This is a genomic window from Actinoplanes subtropicus, assembly GCF_000721705.1.
Taxonomy (GTDB): domain Bacteria; phylum Actinomycetota; class Actinomycetes; order Mycobacteriales; family Micromonosporaceae; genus Actinoplanes; species Actinoplanes subtropicus.
In genome coordinates, this window is the sequence record NZ_JOJL01000007.1 from 440,723 (window position 1) to 455,438 (window position 14,716).

General features: G+C 72.4%; 13 protein-coding genes. 5 read left to right on the plus strand and 8 right to left on the minus strand.

From position 1 onward, the window contains the following. Positions 1-26 precede the first annotated feature (26 nt). The 4 genes from IH26_RS0112740 to rocD all read left to right on the plus strand — a co-directional run bounded on the left by IH26_RS0112740 (position 27) and on the right by rocD (position 3,422). Positions 27-629, plus strand: a complete 603-nt coding sequence (locus IH26_RS0112740) for an ATP-dependent Clp protease proteolytic subunit (RefSeq protein WP_030436378.1) — start codon at positions 27-29, stop codon at positions 627-629. A gap of 110 nt (positions 630-739) precedes the next feature. Then, complete coding sequence (locus tag IH26_RS55775; protein WP_157437163.1) at positions 740-1,306, plus strand: hypothetical protein; 567 nt, start codon at positions 740-742, stop codon at positions 1,304-1,306. A 119-nt stretch (positions 1,307-1,425) separates the two neighbouring features. Continuing rightward, complete coding sequence (ddaH, locus tag IH26_RS0112750) at positions 1,426-2,214, plus strand: dimethylargininase (protein ID WP_030436380.1); 789 nt, start codon at positions 1,426-1,428, stop codon at positions 2,212-2,214. Beyond that, a complete protein-coding gene (gene rocD / locus IH26_RS0112755) occupies positions 2,214-3,422 on the plus strand; it encodes an ornithine--oxo-acid transaminase (protein WP_030436381.1) in 1,209 nt (402 codons plus the stop codon). Before ddaH ends, rocD begins: the two co-directional genes overlap by 1 nt. On the opposite strand, the gene IH26_RS0112760 is transcribed toward rocD, so the two are convergent. Beyond that, positions 3,419-4,573, minus strand: a complete 1,155-nt coding sequence (locus tag IH26_RS0112760; RefSeq protein ID WP_030436382.1) for an FHA domain-containing protein — start codon at positions 4,571-4,573, stop codon at positions 3,419-3,421. The two genes, rocD and IH26_RS0112760, sit on opposite strands and share 4 nt — an antisense overlap. A 118-nt stretch (positions 4,574-4,691) precedes the next feature. Here IH26_RS0112760 and IH26_RS0112765 point away from each other — a divergent pair, with 118 nt between their 5' ends. Beyond that, positions 4,692-5,480 (plus strand): LppX_LprAFG lipoprotein, encoded by a 789-nt coding sequence (locus tag IH26_RS0112765; RefSeq protein WP_030436383.1) that lies wholly within the window; start codon positions 4,692-4,694, stop codon positions 5,478-5,480. Here IH26_RS0112765 and IH26_RS0112770 read toward each other — a convergent pair. The 7 genes from IH26_RS0112770 to IH26_RS0112800 form a co-directional block, all read right to left on the minus strand. Then, complete coding sequence (locus IH26_RS0112770) at positions 5,459-6,544, minus strand: 1-acyl-sn-glycerol-3-phosphate acyltransferase (RefSeq protein ID WP_030436384.1); 1,086 nt, start codon at positions 6,542-6,544, stop codon at positions 5,459-5,461. The genes IH26_RS0112765 and IH26_RS0112770 overlap by 22 nt on opposite strands. After that, a complete protein-coding gene (locus tag IH26_RS0112775) occupies positions 6,544-7,392 on the minus strand; it encodes a patatin-like phospholipase family protein (RefSeq protein ID WP_030436385.1) in 849 nt (282 codons plus the stop codon). Before IH26_RS0112775 ends, IH26_RS0112770 begins: the two co-directional genes overlap by 1 nt. Positions 7,393-7,506: 114 nt before the next feature. Next, positions 7,507-8,841 carry a chitinase gene (locus tag IH26_RS0112780; protein ID WP_030436386.1) on the minus strand — a complete coding sequence of 445 codons (1,335 nt, stop codon included), beginning with the start codon at positions 8,839-8,841 and terminating at the stop codon, positions 7,507-7,509. A gap of 118 nt (positions 8,842-8,959) precedes the next feature. Next, entirely contained in the window at positions 8,960-9,454 is a 495-nt protein-coding gene (locus tag IH26_RS57875) for a hypothetical protein (RefSeq protein ID WP_051808023.1), read from the minus strand. A gap of 66 nt (positions 9,455-9,520) precedes the next feature. Continuing rightward, the gene (locus IH26_RS0112790; RefSeq protein WP_030436388.1) at positions 9,521-12,664 is read right to left on the minus strand and encodes a zinc metalloprotease; all 3,144 of its coding nucleotides are present in this window, start codon (positions 12,662-12,664) and stop codon (positions 9,521-9,523) included. A 162-nt stretch (positions 12,665-12,826) separates the two neighbouring features. Beyond that, positions 12,827-14,380: a S1C family serine protease gene (locus tag IH26_RS0112795; protein WP_030436389.1), complete on the minus strand. Its 1,554-nt coding sequence runs from the start codon at positions 14,378-14,380 to the stop codon at positions 12,827-12,829. Between the two features lie 39 nt (positions 14,381-14,419). Then, a partial coding sequence (locus IH26_RS0112800) for a sensor histidine kinase (RefSeq protein WP_169789746.1) occupies positions 14,420-14,716 on the minus strand: 297 nt, incomplete at its 5' end.

Here is a 14,716-nt window from a genome sequence, read left to right on the forward strand (position 1 = left end):
GCGGGCCGATGCGGGAAGGTGAATACATGAGTGTTGACGAGCTGACGATGCGCGGTGGCGGCGCTTCCTTCGACGACCAGGTCTTCGAGCGGCTGCTGCGAGAGCGCATCATCTTCCTGGGCAGCGAGGTGAACGACGAGGTCACCAACCGCATCTGCGCCCAGATGCTGCTGCTCGCGTCCAACGACAGCGAGCGGGACATCGCGCTCTACATCAACTCGCCCGGCGGCTCGATCAGCGCCGGCATGGCGGTGTACGACACGATGCAGTACATCAAGAACGACGTGGCCACGATCGCGATGGGCATGGCCGCCTCGATGGGCCAGTTCCTGCTCTGCGCCGGCACGCCCGGCAAGCGGTTCGCGCTGCCGCACGCGCGGATCATGATGCACCAGCTCTCCGGCGGCATCGGCGGCACCGCGGCCGACATCGCCATCCAGGCCGAGAGCATGCTGCACATCAAGAACGTGATGAACGAGCGGATCGCCTTCCACACCGGCCACTCCGCCGAGGAGATCGAGCGCGACGCCGACCGCGACCGCTGGTTCACCGCCGACGAGGCCAAGGCGTATGGCCTGGTCGACCACGTGATCAGCCGGGCCAGCGACGTGGCGTCGCTGCCCGCCTGAGATTCACCGGGAAAAGGGCGCGGGCCGTCGGTTCCGCGTCCTTTTGTGTGCCGGGCGGGTGATCGGGGTATAGGCGGTGGCATCCCTGAATCTTCAAGGAGGTGCTGGACGTGAGAATCCCGACGTTCTCCCGCCAGACCCAGCCCGAAACCGCGGACGCGGAACGTCCCACCCCGGCGACGGCCGCCGCGTCCACGCCTGTTCGACCGCGACGCGACGAGGAGCCGACGACCGCGGACCTGCGCAAGCAGCCGCCCCCGCCCCCGCCGCCGTCGACCGTCTCCCGACCGGTCTTCCCGCGCTCCGACGACGACACGCTGACCGAGAAGACGCCGCCGGTCCTGGCCGGGCCGAAGCCGCGGGCGAGCCTGCTCGCCACCCTCGGCCTGATCCTCGGCGTCGCGGCGGTGCTGCTGGTGCTCTCCGGGCCGCTGCTCGGCTGGGGCATCGGCGCGGCCGGCCTGGCGCTGGTCCTGTCGCTGAGCGGCGTCCACGCCACCGGCAAGCGGCACGTGGCCGGCAAGACCGACGCGCTGCTCGGCATGGTGCTGGCGCTGGGCGCGATCGTGCTCGGCGTGCTGGCGCTGACCGGCTCGCTCCACTGGCTGGGCACGAACACCGACACGGTGCCGGCCGTCCGCCACTGGCTCGACGTGCACACGGTCAACCACTTCTGATCGCCGGCGGGCGGGTCTTAACGATTCGCCGGTCGGGCGCCTGAGCACGCAACGATCGAACGCGGCACGCACGGTTGAACGCTGGGTTCGCACCACCGGTGCGACCTAGCGTTTCAGTCATGCGCCGATACCTCATGTGCCGCCCCACCCACTTCGCGGTCACGTACCGGATCAACCCGTGGATGGATCCCACGGCGCCCTATGACAACGCCCTGGCCGTCTCGCAGTGGGAGGCGCTCCGGCAGACATATCTGGACCTCGGGCACACCGTCGAGCTGATCGACCCGCTGCCCGGCCTGCCCGACATGGTCTTCGCCGCCAACGGCGCCACCGTGGTCGACGGGCGGGTGCTGGCCGTGCAGTTCCGTGACGCCGAGCGGGCCGACGAGGCCCCGGCGTACGCCGCCTGGTTCCGGGAGCGCGGCTTCGCGGTGACCGAGCCGAAGCACACCAACGAGGGCGAGGGCGACATCCTGCTCGCCGGGGACGTGCTGCTGGCCGGCACCGGGTTCCGCACCGCGCACGCCGCGCACGCCGAGACGCAGGAGGTGCTGCGGCGCCCGGTGATCTCGCTGCAGCTGGTCGACCCGGCCTACTACCACCTGGACACGGCGCTGTGCGTGCTCGACGACACCAACGTCGCGTACTTCCCGCCGGCCTTCTCCCCCGGCTCGCAGGCGGTCATCCGCCAGCTGTTCCCGCACGCGATCGTCGCGAATGCGGAGGATGCCGAGGTGTTGGGCCTCAACGCGGTCAGCGACGGCCGTACGGTTGTGCTGCCCGCCCAGGCCACCCACCTGACCGCCGAGCTGCGCGCGGCCGGGTACCAGACCGTCGGGGTCGACGTCTCCGAGCTGCGCAAGGCCGGCGGCGGACCCAAGTGCTGCACGTTGGAGGTGCGTTCCTGATGACGAGTGTCGACATGCGTACGCCCGAGGCGCTCGCCGAGGCCGAGCGCTGGACCGCGCACAACTACCACCCGCTGCCGGTGGTCATCGCCGAGGCCGAGGGCGCCTGGGTCACCGACGTCGACGGCCGCCGCTACCTGGACTTCCTGGCCGGGTATTCGGCGCTGAACTTCGGCCACCGGCACCCGGGGCTGATCGCCGCCGCGCACGCCCAGCTCGACCGGGTCACGCTGACCAGCCGGGCGTTCGTGCACGACCAGTTCGGCGAGTTCTGCCACGCGCTCGCCGCCCTCTGCGGAAAAGATCTCGTGCTGCCGATGAACACCGGCGCCGAGGCCGTCGAGACCGCGATCAAGGTGTCCCGGGCCTGGGGCTACCGGGTGAAGGGCGTCGAGGCCGACCGGGCCGAGATCATCGTCGCGTCGGACAACTTCCACGGGCGTACGACGACGATCGTGAGCTTCTCCACGGATCCGGACGCGCGCGCCGACTTCGGCCCGTACACCCCCGGATTCGTGGTTGTTCCCTATGGCAACCTGGCCGCGCTGGCCGACGCGATCACCCCGAACACGGTGGCCGTGCTGCTCGAGCCGATCCAGGGCGAGGCGGGCGTGCTGGTGCCGCCGGAGGGCTACTTCGGCGGCGTGCGGGAGCTCTGCGACGACCACAACGTGCTGCTGGTGGCCGACGAGATCCAGTCCGGGCTGGGCCGCACCGGCCGGACCTTCGCGATCGAGCACGAGGACGTCGTTCCGGACATGTACGTGCTGGGCAAGGCCCTCGGCGGCGGCATCGTGCCGGTGTCGGCGGTGGCCGCGGACCGCGCGGTGCTCGGCGTGCTGAAGCCGGGCGAGCACGGCTCGACCTTCGGCGGCAACCCGCTGGCCTGCGCGGTCGGCACCGAGGTGGTCCGGCTGCTGGCGACCGGCGAGTTCCAGCGGCGCTCGGCTTCGCTGGGCGACCGGTTGCACGCGGGCCTGACCGCGCTGATCGGCAAGGGCGTGGTGGCGGTACGCGGGCGCGGGCTGTGGGCCGGCGTCGACATCGACCCGGCGCTGATGACCGGCCGGCAGGCCTGCGAGCGGCTCGCCGAGCGCGGGGTGCTCGCCAAGGACACCCACGGCTCCACCATCCGCCTGGCCCCGCCACTGGTGGTGACCGAGGAGGAGCTGGACCACGCGGTGGCCCAGCTGGCCGCGATCCTCTAACGCTCGAACTTGCGGAGGGCCATCGTCGGTGCCTCGCCCATCACGGATTCCGTCTGGGTGAGGCCGCCGGTGGCCCACAGCTTCGAGCGGCCCACGTTCACCCCGCCGTACAGCTCGACCACGTCGTCCGGAGCCAGCTGACGGGACTCGTTCCGGCTCAGGGTGATCCGCTCGTCGTCGTCCAACGAGCCGCCCGGGCGGACGCCGGTGCCGTTGGTGCTCACATCCTGCGCCACCAGGCCGCCGCCGGGCATCAGGGTGAACTGCACGTGCCCGCGGCTGATCCACTTCCGGGCGTCCTCGCTGAGCCACTGGCCGAGCATGATGCCCCCGCCGCCCTCGGGCGCCCGGCCGACCACCACCGGGGCCTCGGTGGAGACCACGAAGCGGTTGCGGACCACGCCGTCGATGCGGACGGACAGCACCTCGACGGCCGGCCGGGCGCCGGCGTCCTTGAGCTTCGTTCCGTGCCGCGGGCAGGTCGGCGCCCCGGCCCGGATCGCCGGCGGCGGCTGCGAGACCGGGCTGGTGAAGGTACGCATGTCGGCGAACGGGCTGTCCGGGTCGCCGCCCGAGCCGAAGCTCGTGCAGTTGGACTCCGGGCACTGCCACACCCGGGCCAGCAGCCGCTCCCCCATCGGCGAGCGCTCCGGCTGCACGCCCGGGTCGCCCCGGCCCACCCGGGAGACCAGCACCGGCTGGCCGCTCTCGCCGGCGATCGCGGCCAGCAAGCGGCCCGGCTCGTCGATCCACGGGCGGCGGCCGCGGAACTGCTCGCCCCGGGTGCGGGTCAGCACCGGCAGGCCGAGCATCTCGGCCACCTCGAAGACGCGGTCCTCCAGGACCGGCACCACCTCGACCTTGCCGTCGTCGGCCCAGCGGCGGATCACCATCCGCTCGTTGGAGGTCAGGTCGGTGTCGGAGAGCAGGCCGCGCGGGGAGATCACGTAGACCGGCACGTTGTCCTCGGTCAGGTAGCGGCCCAGCGCGTCGATGACCAACCCGAGGCGGACCGAGCTGGCCGGGCGGCCGCCGTCGAGGTCGGCGTAGCGCACGATCTCCGACAGGTCGACCACCGCGCGCGCCAGCGCCGGGTCGGTGCTCAGGCGGCCCTCGATGGCATCCAGGACCTTGCTGACCTCGAATCTCACGGATCCTCCAGGTTGTTCGCCTCCCGCCATCATGCCGCGCCGGTCCGACCCGTTTGCCCACCGGGGCCGTCGGGAATTGATGTCCTTCAGCCAGACAGGCGTCAAGGAGGACGGACATATGCGGACACCACGGCTCGCCGGGCTCGGTCTCGCGACGATGGCCACGGTGGCCCTCGCGGTGGCCGGCTGCGCCGACAACACGGCCGCCACCAGCACCCCCAGCGCCGCCGGCAGCGCGGCGCCGACCACGACCACCTCCGCCGATCCCCAGGCGGCCGCGAAGCTCTCCCAGGCGGTCGAGCAGCTCGACCAGACCAGTTTCACGCTCACGGCGTCGTCCGGCTCCGGTTTCCGGATGACCGGCTCGATCGACGCCCCGAACGGCAAGGCGGCCGCCCAGCTGACCGCGAGCGGCCCGAACGCCGAGATCAACGTCAAGACCACGCTGATCGGCCAGGACCTGTACGCGCAGGTGCCCGGGATCACCAAGGCCGGCACCTGGACCCACGTCGACGGCTCGCGGCTGCCCGCGAACGCCACCATCGGCCTGCGGCCCGGCCAGATCGACCCGGTGAACACGGCGAACCTGCTCAAGGCCACCACCGACGTGAAGGCGACCGGCGACACCAGCTACGCCGGCTCGGTGGACCTGTCGAAGGTGGCCGGGGTCGCCGGGCTGGGCCAGGTCAGCGTCGGGGCCTCGGGTGCGCCGGTGCAGACCACCGTGCCGTTCACGGCCACGCTCGACGCGCAGGGGCGGCTCGCCACGCTGACCGTGAACCTGCCGCAGGGCGAGCCGCTGCGGGTCACCTACGCGAATTACGGCCAGCCGGTGCAGGTCACCGCGCCGGCCCCGAACGAGATCACCGAGGCGCCGGACAGCTTCTACAGCTCGCTCGGCTCCTGAGTCTGCTCTCGAGGACCGCGGCGGCGGGCGGTCCAGTCCGTGCCCAGCGGGCGGGCCGCCGGCCGGTTCTCCTCGATCCACGCGTCGATCCGGGCCCACCAGTCGTAGAGCCAGTCGACGCGCTCCTGCTCGCCGGCCGGCACCTCCTCCGGCGGCACGCTCCAGAACCGCATGATCAGCTGCTTGTCCATCGGCAGCTCGCGCCACACGTCGGCGACCGTCATCAGCCGGTCGAGCCCGGTATGCGCCACGAAGATCACCCCGGCGTCCGGGGCGGCCTCGATCGCCGCGGACAGGCCGCCCGGCTTCGGCGGCAGCAGGTTGCGCAGTCCCTCGGCCCGCTCCGCCATGTCGGCCAGCCCGCGGGCGCGTAGCCAGGCGATCGCCTTGATCCGGCGGCGCGGGGTGAAGTTGCCGCCCTCCGGGAAGATCACGAAGGCGTCGTTGTCGTCGAGGCCGTCGGCCAGCTCGCCGACCTCCTCCTCCAGGCTGCCGCTCCGCCCCCGGCCGGGCGAGATGAACCGGTTGGGCAGGCGATTCAGGAGTACGTCCACCGCCGGGTCCCACTGCAGCGTGGCCTTGAGGACGATCCGCGGCTCCCGGTCGAACCAGTTGGCCAGCGCGTGGATCAGGATGAACGAGTCGCCCGGCCCGGCGTGCCGGCTCACCACGATCTCCGGCCGGCCCGGCACCGCGGTGTCCGGGTCGGTGCCGACCACCTCCACGGTCAGGTGCAGCGACCAGCGGGCCAGCCAGAACAGCACGCCGAGGAACTTGCCGGTCAGCACGTAGTGGGCGCGCTGGAAGGCCGGGTTGCGGATCTTCCAGCCGAAGCCGGAGGCGATCCACAGGACGAAGAGCGCGACCAGGGCGGCGGCGTCCCAGACGATGTACACGATGGCCAGGAACACCAGGCGGGGCACCCGCAGGTGCCCGGGGACCAGCGGGGAGGCGGCCAGCGCGAGCAGCAGCCAGACCGGCAGGGTGGCGAGCAGGCCGACCGCGAGCAGCACGACCGCCGGCGCGATGATCAGCCGGCGGACCCCGGCCGGGGCCAGCGGCATCAGCCGCCGCCCGGCAGCGGGAGCACGTTGGCGTGCAGGTAGCGGCGGGACGCCACGTACGCGCGGCTGATTCGCCGGCCGACGGCGGCCATGTCGCGGTACGCCCACGGGCTGTCGTCGCGGGTCTCGCCGCCGCCGCTGGGAAGCACGTGCACCCGTACATCGTCGGGCAGCGATGCAAGCTCGCGTGCGAACCGGTGCCGGCGGGCGATCTCGAACGCCACCTGCGCCACCTCCCACGGCCGGCGGGGCACGCTGAGCGGGCGCTCGACCCGCCCCACCTGGAGCACGAAGATCAGTTTCGCACCGATCCGGACCGCCTCACCGATCGGGATCGAATTGACGATCCCACCGTCCACGAAGTGCTCCCCGCCGATCTCCGCCGGCGGCAGCAGCCCCGGCACCGCCGACGAGGCGACCACGGCGTCGACCAGCGGTCCACTGTCGAACCAGTGCTCGGCGGCCCGCTCGATGCTGGCCGCGCAGCAGCGGAACGGCACCTTCAGGTCACCGAACGTGGTGTGCTCGCCGAGCTCGCCCTCGAGCAGGCGGCGCAGCGGACGCGGCGAGTGCAGGTGGGTACGCGCGGCGAACCGGCGCATCTGCCGACCGATCGAGTCGCCGTAGACGGCGGCCGCCTCCGGCGACGTCCACAGCCGAACCAGCCGGTCGGTGACCCCCTCGCTCGGATCGGCGGCCACGAGGGCACCGTTGACCGCCCCGATCGACGTGCCGACCACCAGATCGGGTCGGAACCCGGCCCGGAAGAGCGCCCGCAACATGCCCACCTCGACGGCGCCCAGCACGCCACCGCCACCGAGTACGAACGCCACCGGCTTGTCGACCATGATTCATCCTGGCACGCGGCGACGTCTTGGGCCGGGCCCGCCCGGCGGCCGGGCGCGGAGCTGTTGTGGCAGCTCGCGGCCCGGGCTCACCGGGGACTGGTCGCACCCGTACGGTCAAAGGCTTTTAAGGTATTTGCCGTTTTGGTTCTGGAACTCCCAACCGTAGTACTTGTCCCAGTTGATGCTCCAGGTCATCAGGCCGCGGAAGTTGGGATTGGTGCCGCTGCGTGGGGTGTAGCCGCCGCAGTTGCTGCCGTTGACCAGGCAACCGACCGCCTGTTGGACGGCTGCGGGGGCGACGTAGCCGTTGCCCGCGCTGACCGAGCTGGGCGCGCCGAAGGCGACCTGGTCCTCGCGCAAAGCGGGGAACATGTTGGCGGTGTTGCCGGCGACCGGGAAGCCGGCCATCAGCATGTCGGTCATCGCGATGTGGAAGTCGGCGCCGCCCATCGAGTGGTACTGGTTGTCCAGGCCCATGATCGAGCCGGAGTTGTAGTCCTGGACGTGCAGGATGGTCAGGAAGTCGCGGACCGCGTAGATGACCGGGAGGTACGAGCCGGCGCGCGGGTCCTGGCCGCCCCACGGACCGGAGCCGTAGTACTGGTAGCCGAGCTGGACGAAGAACGTCTCCGGCGCCATGGTCAGCACGAAGTTCGCGCCGTAGCGGGCCTTGAGGCTCTTCAGCGCGCTGATCAGGTTGACGATCACCGGGGTGGTCGGGTTCTTGAAGTCGGTGTCGCCGGTGTTCAGCGACAGCGAGTGGCCCTCGAAGTCGATGTCCACGCCGTCCAGGCCCCACTTGTCGATGATGGCGCTCACCGAGCTCACGAACGTGTCCCGGGCGGCGGTGGTGGTGAGCTGCACCTGGCCGTTGGCGCCGCCGATGGAGAGCAGCACCTTCTTGCCGGCCGCGCGCTTGGCCTGGATGGCGGCCTTGAAGTCGGCCTCCGACTCGACGCCGGGGCACTCGGTGGCGGGGCAGAGCGTGAACCGGATGTCGCCCGAGGTCGCGCTCGTCGGCTCGCCGAAGGCCAGGTCGATGATGTCCCAGTCGGCGGGGACGTCGGCCATCCGCAGGTAGCCGGAGCCGTTGGCGAAGCTCGAGTGCAGGTAGCCGATCAGGGCGTGCTTGGGGATGCCGGTGGTCGACGGTGGGGCCGTAGTCGGCGCGGTAGTGGGGGGCGTCGTTGTCGGGGGCGACGTCGTTGGCGGCGTCGTGCCTCCTCCACAGGCGCCGTTATCCGCCCATACGTCCCATTGACCGGAGTGGGTGGCGGGCGACTCGTTCTGGGTCCACCACTTGGCGGTGTAGTTGTGGCCGTTCTGGGAGGCCGAGTTGCCGCCGACGTAGACGGCCGTCGCGCTCCAGGCCGGGGCGCAGGCGGTCGCGGCACTGGCCGAGGAGGCGAGGTAGAAGGTGGTGCCGGCCGCTGCGATGGAGACGGCCATGGCGAGGATTAGAGGCCGGCTTGCCTTTAGTCCTTTTTTGGGTGGCGGGTGGGGCGGTTGGATGGGCATGGCCAATTATTAGGACTGTTAACTGTAGTTGTAAATAGAAGATTGCCGATCAGCTGTCGTGGATCCACTCGGTGCGGTCGAGGATGCCGTCGCCGTTGTCGTCGTACATCCGCTTCTCGAAGAAGCCGTCGTGGTTCTTGTCGTACTCGGCGAAGTCGACCCGGTTGTCCAGGTTGGTGTCGTGACCGATGAAATCCGGCTGGCCGTCGCCGTTGAGGTCGACCAGGATCTCGGCGCCACCGTGGCCGTCGCCCAGGTAGGTGGCCTTGTCGAAGTGGCCGTCGCCGTCGGCGTCCACCCGGTTGTGGTAACCCTTCGGCGGCGCGTACCGCGCCACCTCGTGCAGGGCCTCGCCGATGCCTGCCGGCGGCGCGTCGCCCAGGCCGCTGTGCGTCACCGGCGGCAGGCCGTCGAGATCGGGCCGGTCGCCCAGCCCGCTGTGCGGCTCGACCGGCGCATCGCCGCTCTCGGCCAGCGCGTGCAGCGCCATGCCGAACTCCGACCACGGGCCCAGGTCGTCGTCATCGTCGTTCCGCGTGCTCATTCCTAGACGATAGGGCCGTCGGTCCAGTTCCGGCAGCACCACTTACGGGGAGCTGATCGACTCCGCTCACGGGGTGCTGATCGACTCCGCGTCCGACGATGCCGGGGTCGACGTGCTGGCGGAGGCGGGCGACGGCGGATCGCTCGTCGGGGGCGAGGTGGGCGCCGTGGTGGTGGGCGAGGTCGTCGGCGCGGCCGTGGTCGGCTTGGTCGTCGGCTTCGTGGTGACCGGCGGCTTGGTGGTGGCGGCCGTCGTCGCCGGCGTGGTGGTCGGCGTCGCGGTCGGGCTGGTGGTGGCCGGTGTGGTGGTGGCCGTCGCGCTGGCCGCCGGGGCGACGCTCGCCGACTCGCTCGGCAGCGGCAGGTCGGTCTCGGACGGCGACGGCTGCTCCGAGGGCGTGCCCTCGGTCGAGGGCGGCGTGACCGCCACGCCGTCGCCGCAGCTCAGCTGCGCGCCGGTGGTCTTGGTGGCGGCGCCGCCGACGGACACCTTGCCCGTCGAGACGGTCACCGCGTCCCGGTCGATCGCGAACCAGGCGGCGCCGGAGTTGACCACGTCGCCGGAGGCGCGGGTGACGGTCAGCCCGAGCGGCTGAAACGCCCCGCTCGTGCCGGTGGTGTCGGCCAGCACCCGGCCGGCCTCCAGGGCGAGCGCGCCGAGCGGCGCCTGGTGCCGGCCGGCGGTCACGGCCAGCGCGCCGAGCTGGATCCGGGCGCCGGCGCACAGCACGGCTGCGCCGCCGCCGGGGAAGGTGATCCGGGCGGTGGACTCGGTCGGCACCTCGACCCGCGCGCCCTGGCCGAGGTACTCCCGGTCGCCGGGCCCGAAGGTGGTCACCGCGCCGTCGACGGTCGCGTTGGCGTGCCCCCGGTCGACGGTCAGCAGCACCTGGTCGCGGGGCATCTCGGCCCAGGCCGGACCGGGCCGGAAGCTGAGCCCGACCAGCACCAGCGCCACCACCAGCAGGAACACGGTGAGCCACCAGAGACGGCCCTCGAAGCGGCGGTCGAGCGCCTGGTTGTCGAGGCCGTCCGGCGGGCCCGGCGGCACGGCCAGCGGCGGGTACGCCTCCGGGGCCGGCGCGCCCGGGCGCAGCGCGCCGGCCGGCATCGGCGAGCCGGGGCGGTGGGCCGTGCCGACCAGCGGCGGCAGGTCGGAGGCGTCCGGCAGCACCCAGAGGCGTACCGGGGCGAGGGTCTGCGCCACCATGCCGGGGATGCCGTCGCCGACCGGGCCGACCAGGGTGCCGCGGCGCAACTCCACGCCGTCCGGCATGGCGATGACGCCGGACTCGACCACGACCGCGTGGGTCGGGCTGGGCAGGATGACCGGCGCGCCCGGCTCGAGGTCGACCGGGTGCGCCGAGGCGATCAGCGCGAGCCGCTGGTCGACGGCCAGCCCGGCCAGCGCCGGCGTGTCCGCGAAGAGCGCCTCGGCCTCGGCCCGGTCCTGCGGCGGCGGCCCGGGCAGCGGCCCGACCACCGACGCCACGGTGGCGGCCGGGATGTAGAGCAGGGTGGTGCCGGCGGTGTGCCAGTCGAGCTGGGTCGGGCGGCCGGCGATCGCGTTGACCAGGCCGACCACCCCGCCGGGGCCGACGTGGTAGCGGATCGTGCCGGGCGGGTCGCCGGGCTTGCGGCCCTGCAGCGCACCCTCGACGACCACGTAGACGCCCGACTGCGAGCCGCCGGCCTGGACCATCTGGCGGCCGGTCCTCGGGTACTCCCAGCGGGCCCGGGCGGCCAGCGCGGCCAGCGCCGCCTCGGGCAGCCCGCCCAGGTCGGAGGCGCGCAGCGCGGCCAGCCGGCGCGGGGCGTCGGCCTCCCGGTCGTTCTCGGCGCGCCGCCGGCGGGAGCGGCCCCACCAGCGGGCGACCCGGCCGAGCACGAAGAAGACGACCGGCGCGCCGAGCCCGAGCACGATCAGCAGCAACAGCAACCCGCCGAGGAGGCCGGCCTGCCAGAGGCCGGTGGCCAGCCCGGAGATGCGGTCGGCGAAGACCCGGTAGGTCAGCACGGCGGCCATCGCCAGCCAGGCGACCGAGAGGATGCCGTAGAGCGCGATGAGCCGGCCCTCGCGGTCGAGCGTCGACCAGCGCGGCGTACGCCCGCGCAGCCGGCCGCCGACCCAGGCCAGCCCGCGGGCGCGCACCTGCGGGATCTCCAGCCAGTCCATCAGCAGGTAGTGCCCGTCGAGCGGGAGGAACGGGCTGAGCTGGAAGAACGCGTTCACGTACCAGAGGAAGGCGAGCTTGAACGCGAGGCCGGCCAGCGCCGGGACGGCCAGCCCGCCCAGCTGCACCAGGCCGCCGAGGAACAGCGCGCCGGCCGGACCGGCCGCGGCGACCAGCAGGCGGGCCCGGCGCCCGGCCATCCAGACGTCGGTGGTGTCGACGAAGACCGACGGGATGCCGAAGTAGACCAGCAGGCCGGCGGCGGGGACCTCGCGCCCGGCCGCCTTGGTGGCGAGCGCCCGGGCCAGCTCGTGCGTGACCAGCACGATGCCGTTCAGCACGATCAGCACGATCGCGCCCAGCAGGTACGAGTCGGAGGTCAGGAACAGCGACCGGCTGCCGCGCACCCAGGTGGCCAGGAACAGGCCGATGCCGAGCACGGCGAACAGGCCGATGCCGACGAACGCGCCGGTGCCGAAGAGGAACCGGCCGCCGGCCCGGTAGAGCGCGGTGATCAGGCCGTCGACGTCGAAGACCAGCGTCTTGCGGCCGCGCGCGGCGGCGAGCATCCCGTTGCCGACCCGCTCCGGCAACGGCTTGTGCCGGGCCTCCTGCAGCGGGCGGAACGCGTCCATCGGCAGTTCGTCGAGCATCCGGTTGCCGGCCAGGTCGGCCACCACCCGGCGGACCTGGTCGGGGGCGAGCCGGCCGGCTATCCGGGCGAACTCGGCGACCAGCATGGTGACCGTGTTCTGCCCGTCCATCAGCAGGGCGAGCTGCCACTCCTCGGGGGTCAGCCGCAGGTAGCCGGCCCGGGTGGCGCCGTCCGGCGAGCGCAGCATGATGTACGCGTCGCCGCGCGCCGCGGTCAACTGGACCGCCTCGATGCCGACCCGCAGGACCGGCCGGGCGCTGGCCGGGTTGAGCCGGTCGACGACAGCGCCCCACAGCCCAGGGTCGGCCGGACCGCCGGGCTCGCCCGGAGCCCGCCCGGCCAGGGCTTCCCAGACGTTCATCCGGGTCTCGACGTAGGTCACTGGGGGCCTTTCGCTGCTCGCCGTCGATGGCGGATTGGAGACTAGGCGGTCGGCCAGCCCCCTGGCGAGTCCGCGCGGCGATTAATGCGAGATGCCACAAAAGCGTGCGGCGGGCGGTGTGACAACCCCCTTGTCACACCGCCCGCCGCCGCGGGAGGGGCCCTACTGGGCCTCGGCCAGGGTGACCGTGACCTGCTTCTTGGCCCCGTCCCGGGTGAACTCGATCGCCATTTTCTGGCCGACCGTGCCGCCTTGCACCGCAGCGACCAGGTCGTTCGAGTTGTCGATGGCCTTGCCGTCGACCGAGGTGATCACATCGCCCTGCTGGAGGCCGGCCTTGGCCGCCGCGCTGTTGGCGGCGACCGTGGAGACCAGGGCCCCGCCGTTCTCCGCGTCGGCCACGCTCACGCCGAGCGCCGGGTGGCTCACCTTCTTGCCGGCCATCAGGTCGTCGGCGACCTGCTTGACCTTGTCGCTCGGGATCGCGAAGCCGAGGCCGATGTTGCCGGAGCTCTGCCCCTGGGTGGCGATCGCCGAGTTGATGCCGATGACCTGGCCGTTGGTGTTGACCAGGGCGCCGCCGGAGTTGCCCGGGTTGATCGGCGCGTCGGTCTGCAGCAGGCCGGACATCGTCGTGCTGGCGCCCTGCTGTTGCTGGCCGAGCGGGTTCTGCTGGCCCTGGTCCTCACCGCTGGACTGGATGGTGCGGTCCTTGGCGCTGATGATGCCGGCGGTGACCGAGCCCTCCAGGCCGAGCGGGCTGCCGATCGCCAGCACCGTGTCGCCGACCTGCATGTTCGCACTGCTGCCGAACTGCGCGGCGTGCAGGCCGGAGGCGCCGGTCGCCTTGACCACGGCCAGGTCGGTCCGCGGGTCGGTGCCGACGATCGTGGCCGTCATCTTCTTGCCGTCCGCGAAGATCACCGTGACGGTGCTGCCCTGGGCGGTGGCGACCACGTGGTTGTTCGTGACGATGTAGCCGTCGGCGGAGAGGATCACGCCGGAGCCCTCGCCCGACTCGGTGGTGATCGAGACGACGCTGTCCTGCACGGCCGAGGCGATCTGGGCGAGCGAGGAGCGGTCGACTACCCGGGTGACCGACGAGCTGCCGGTCTGCACCTTCGGGCTGTTGCCGGAGCCCTTGTCGAAGGCGAGCGCGGTGGCGGCGCCCACCCCGCCGGCGCCGAGCGCGATCAGCACGGCGGCGGCGCCGGCCACGAAGATCTTCCGCCCGCGGCCGTTGGACGGCGGGCGCTGGTCGGTGCCGACCGGGACGGCCCAGATCGGCTGGCCCTCGGCGGACGACCAGGCCTGGCCGTGCGGGTCGGTCTCGACGCCCGGCTGCGGCTGGGCGCCGCCGTTCCAGGCGCCGGCGTAGGCCGGCTGCTGCGCATATTGCTGATATCCGGCGTAGGCCGGCTGGGGCTGCTGGTGGTAACCCGGCTGCTGCCACGGGGACTGCGGGTGGGCCTGGGCCGGCTGGGGCGGCTGCGGGTGCTGGGGCTGCTGCCACGGCGAACCCGGCTGCGGAGCGGCGGACTGCGGGGCGGCGGACTGCGGGGCGGCGGACTGAGGGGCGGCCGAAACCGGGGCGCTCCACTGCGGCGCGGCGTGCGGCTGCACGGCGACGGTCGGCTGCTCGGACTGGACCGGCTCCGGGCTGCTGCTCTCGGAGGAGGAGTCCGCGGGGCGCGGGTCGGTCTCGTTCTCGTTCATGACTAACACCTTGCCCCGTCGCGCTCGAACCAGACTGTGTTACGCCTGGATGTTTTCTGTGAAGCTTTTGTCTGGGTTTAGCGTGGGCAAAGTGACCCGGAACGTCGCTCCGCGGCCCCGCTCGCTGATCACCTCCACGGTCCCCTGATGCGCCCGCACGATCGCCGCCACGATCGCCAAACCCAGCCCCGTCCCGGTCGCCGCCCGATCCGTCCGCCGGGTCCGTGCCTCGTCCACCCGGTAGAAGCGCTCGAAGACCCGCTCCTTCTGCTCCTCCGACAGGCCCGGCCCGGTATCCGAGATCTCCACCACCGCCCGGTTGCCCGCCTGCACCGC

Bases quoted from the DNA above. Each gene is read 5' to 3' on its own strand.
- IH26_RS0112740 (WP_030436378.1), top strand. From the start codon at position 27: ATGAGTGTTGACGAGCTGACGATGCGCGGTGGCGGCGCTTCCTTCGAC.
- ddaH (WP_030436380.1), top strand. From the start codon at position 1,426: ATGCGCCGATACCTCATGTGCCGCCCCACCCACTTCGCGGTCACGTAC.
- rocD (WP_030436381.1), top strand. From the start codon at position 2,214: ATGACGAGTGTCGACATGCGTACGCCCGAGGCGCTCGCCGAGGCCGAG.
- IH26_RS0112765 (WP_030436383.1), top strand. From the start codon at position 4,692: ATGCGGACACCACGGCTCGCCGGGCTCGGTCTCGCGACGATGGCCACG.
- IH26_RS0112770 (WP_030436384.1), bottom strand. From the start codon at position 6,544: ATGCCGCTGGCCCCGGCCGGGGTCCGCCGGCTGATCATCGCGCCGGCG.
- IH26_RS0112775 (WP_030436385.1), bottom strand. From the start codon at position 7,392: ATGGTCGACAAGCCGGTGGCGTTCGTACTCGGTGGCGGTGGCGTGCTG.
- IH26_RS0112780 (WP_030436386.1), bottom strand. From the start codon at position 8,841: ATGGCCGTCTCCATCGCAGCGGCCGGCACCACCTTCTACCTCGCCTCC.
- IH26_RS57875 (WP_051808023.1), bottom strand. From the start codon at position 9,454: ATGAGCACGCGGAACGACGATGACGACGACCTGGGCCCGTGGTCGGAG.
- IH26_RS0112795 (WP_030436389.1), bottom strand. From the start codon at position 14,380: ATGAACGAGAACGAGACCGACCCGCGCCCCGCGGACTCCTCCTCCGAG.